We start from the raw sequence: 3,159 nt of genomic DNA on the forward strand, positions 1-3,159 counted from the left end.
AAATAGGGCAAAATAGACTCATTCGTCCGCTTGTAGCATTTAAAATTTTATCGATTTTTAGTTGCGCAGCTGCTTTGTCCGCGGCGATGTGTTTGCGCACAGCGAGGTTTGTGTGCGGCTGCAGTATGGATTTGTACGTAGTGAGGTTTGCGCGCGCGGCGAGTGGATTAAATTTTGGTCTAAATCGTTAGCGCAGGTGCGCCCCTTTTCGCAGCGAATGCGAAGCGGAGCGCAAATTTCGTAAATTTTATAAATTATTTCGGCAGATCGCCTAGCTCAAAGCGTAAAATTTACGCACCTATAATCACAGCCGATAAAAGCCCCCATAAAATGGCTTCTATCGCTAGCACCGAGTGAAGTACGGCCTTACTCATCGCTTCTCCTTTGTTTTTAATTTTATTATTTGCCAGACTCGGACCGCTAGAGGCGTGCCCGATCGATCTATGAGCGGGATTATATAAGATGATTGTGTTCTTAATGTGTCTTTTAAAATTTACGGCAAAATTTTTGCCGCCTGTCGTAAAGTGCGAGACGACGGCAGATTTCAGGCAAAATTCAGCTATCTGTGTTAAGGCGCGGCAAATTTAAGCGAGCCTGCCGCCCGCCGTAATGCGCGGTAAAGCCGTAAAGGGCGGCAAAGTCGCAGCGCGCGGTAAATTTAAAGCAGAATTCCGACCTCGTCGCGGCGCGCGAGGCGTCCGCAGCAAATCGATATAAAATTTAAAGCAGAATTTTATGTGAATGCGGCGCGCGACGCACCCGCGCTTTTTTACGTCGTTAAAGCTTGTATCGGCGCGACTTGCGCCCGTGGGGCGAAATTTCACGGCGAGCTATGAATTATAAGACGCAGCTCATCCGCGCCGTCTTGATCTGAAATTTAAAGCGGAATTTTAACGCGCGCCTCGGTTCCGACGCCCGGCTCGCTTTCGTATTCGATCTGTCCGCCTAAAATATCGAGCGCTCTGCGTACGATGCTAAGCCCAAGCCCGCTGCCGAGCTCCTTATGCGATTCCTCGCACTGATAAAATCGGTCAAAAATTTTATCCAGCTTCTCGCGCGCGATGCCGATGCCCTCGTCTTTTACGATCACCTGCGCAAAGCCATCGCAAGCGCGGCAACGGACGAAAATTTTACCGCCCTGGCGCGAGTACTTAAGCGCGTTTTCGATTAAATTTCGCCAAATTTGATTTAGCAGCCCCGCGTTTGATCGCACGCTAAGCGGCGATAAATTTAGCTCAAACTCGTGCCCTTCGTAGCTTTGGCTCAGCGAGATGATGCATTGCCGCAGCTGCTCGTCTATACGTACCGCTTCATCTAGGCGCACCGCCGCGCCGCTATCGAGTCTCGTTAGCTTTAGCATATCGGTGCAGAGCTTGCTTAGGCGGTTTGCTTCCGCGCCGATCGAGGCTGCGTATCGCGCCGCGCGCTCCTCGCTCACGCCGCCCTCTATCATCTCGCTTAACGCGGCGATTGAGGAGATCGGTGTTTTCATCTCGTGCGAGACGTTTGAGACGAACTCCTTTTGCAGCTGCTCGTGCTTTTGCAGCTTCTGCGCCATTTTATTGACGTTTACTACAAGCTCGTCCAGCTCGTGCATATAGAGGTAATCAGTGCGGTACCTGTGTATCTTGCGCTCAGCGCGCGCCTCAAAATCGCCGTTAGCGATCGCGGTGATCGCGTCTAGTAGCCGCTTGATCGGGCGGAATAAAATTTTAAGTCCGAAGTAAAGCAGGGTAAAATTTAGCGCCATCGTGATTAGGCAGATGATCGCACACAGCGCCACTCCGTCCCAAAACCCGCCGATCTTACCGCCGATGCCTATGTAAAAAAGCATGCAAACCGCAAAGCAGACGATGAAATTTATCACGCCGAATGCGAGCGAAGAGTAAAACGCGATGAAGCTTTTAAGGCTGATGAGGTATTTTTTCACGCTCGCTCCTTTTTTACGGCTTTGTAGCCGAGCCCGCGCACGGTGATTATCTCAAAATCCTTGGAGGTTTCAAATTTCGCCCGCAGCTTTTTGATGTGCGTATCGACGACGCGCTCGTCGCTGTCCGTTTCGTAGCCCCAAATTTCGCTCATTATCTCAAATCTCGTAAAAATTCTGCCCGCGTAGCTTAGTAGCAGAAACAAAAGACGAAATTCCTTCGGCGCCAGGCTTATCCGCTCGCCCGCCGCGCAGACGCTTAGCGTATCGTAGTCAAGCTCGCTTTCACCGATGAGAAGTCGCTTTTCGTTCGCGATCTTTGCACGTCTTAGCAGCGCATGCACGCGCAGCACGAGCTCTTTTAAATTTATCGGCTTGCTCATATAATCGTCCGCGCCGCTTTTAAAGCCCGTCTGCATATCCTCGATCTCGCTTTTTGCCGTTATAATCAGTATCGGCTGGCTCTTTCCGTCGCGCCTAACGTATCTGCTAAGCTCAAAGCCGTCCATCTTAGGCATCATCACGTCCGAGATGATCAGATCGAAGTGAGCCTCGTCTAACGCCTCTATCGCCTGCTTGCCGTCGAAGGCGCAGCTCACGCTAAAGCCCTCGTCAAGCAGCTTTTCTCTTATCGCCGAGCTCAAAGCCTCGTCGTCTTCGACGAGTAGGATATTAAACATACGACTCCTTTTGTGATTTTTTAAATTTTCGGGATTATAACAAATTTATTTTCAAGCAGACAAAATAAACGGGCGTGATTGTAAGGCGAAAATTAATCGTCGCATTGTCAAACGTGCTCCCGGGCAGTGAAATTTGCCGCTTTACTCGTTTGTGCGCGGCAGTAAAATTTTGTAGTATTTTGTTGCGGATAAATTTTCACTCCTCGCCACTTGCAGGTGCGTTTATTTGCGTGTTTTTATCCTCTGAGGCGAAAATTCTTTTGAACTCAAATTTGAAATAAAACGCCCATAGCAAAGGGCAAACGATCAATAGCACCTGAACGGACGAAAAAAATCCAAATAATTCCGTCTTAAAAACGATATAAATCGCCAATGCGTAGCTTGCGACAAATACCGCTGCGTAAATAATCGGCAAAAATCGCTTACATACGACCGATAAAAACAGAAGATAGATGCTCGTGGCGATTAAGGATGCGAGGAAAAAAGAGTAAAACACACCTTCTTTTTGATGATCGATATCTACGTGATAATATCCCCAAAAGCATCTATCTT

The 3,159-nt window shown here is 48.8% G+C and carries 3 protein-coding genes; all 3 read right to left on the bottom strand.

All coding sequences use genetic code 11. The features are described from left to right. Positions 1-877 precede the first annotated feature (877 nt). Entirely contained in the window at positions 878-1,930 is a 1,053-nt protein-coding gene (locus tag Q0095_RS09990; protein WP_297883364.1) for a HAMP domain-containing sensor histidine kinase, read from the bottom strand. Then, positions 1,927-2,607 (bottom strand): response regulator transcription factor, encoded by a 681-nt coding sequence (locus Q0095_RS09995; RefSeq protein WP_297883365.1) that lies wholly within the window; start codon positions 2,605-2,607, stop codon positions 1,927-1,929. Before Q0095_RS09995 ends, Q0095_RS09990 begins: the two co-directional genes overlap by 4 nt. 196 nt (positions 2,608-2,803) lie before the next feature. Then, positions 2,804-3,159 (bottom strand): hypothetical protein (locus Q0095_RS10000; protein WP_297883366.1); only part of this gene is annotated, 356 nt, incomplete at its 5' end.

The organism is uncultured Campylobacter sp. (genome assembly GCF_938045535.1).
Classification (GTDB): Bacteria; Campylobacterota; Campylobacteria; order Campylobacterales; family Campylobacteraceae; genus Campylobacter_B.

Bases quoted from the DNA above. Each gene is read 5' to 3' on its own strand.
- Q0095_RS09995 (WP_297883365.1), bottom strand. From the start codon at position 2,607: ATGTTTAATATCCTACTCGTCGAAGACGACGAGGCTTTGAGCTCGGCG.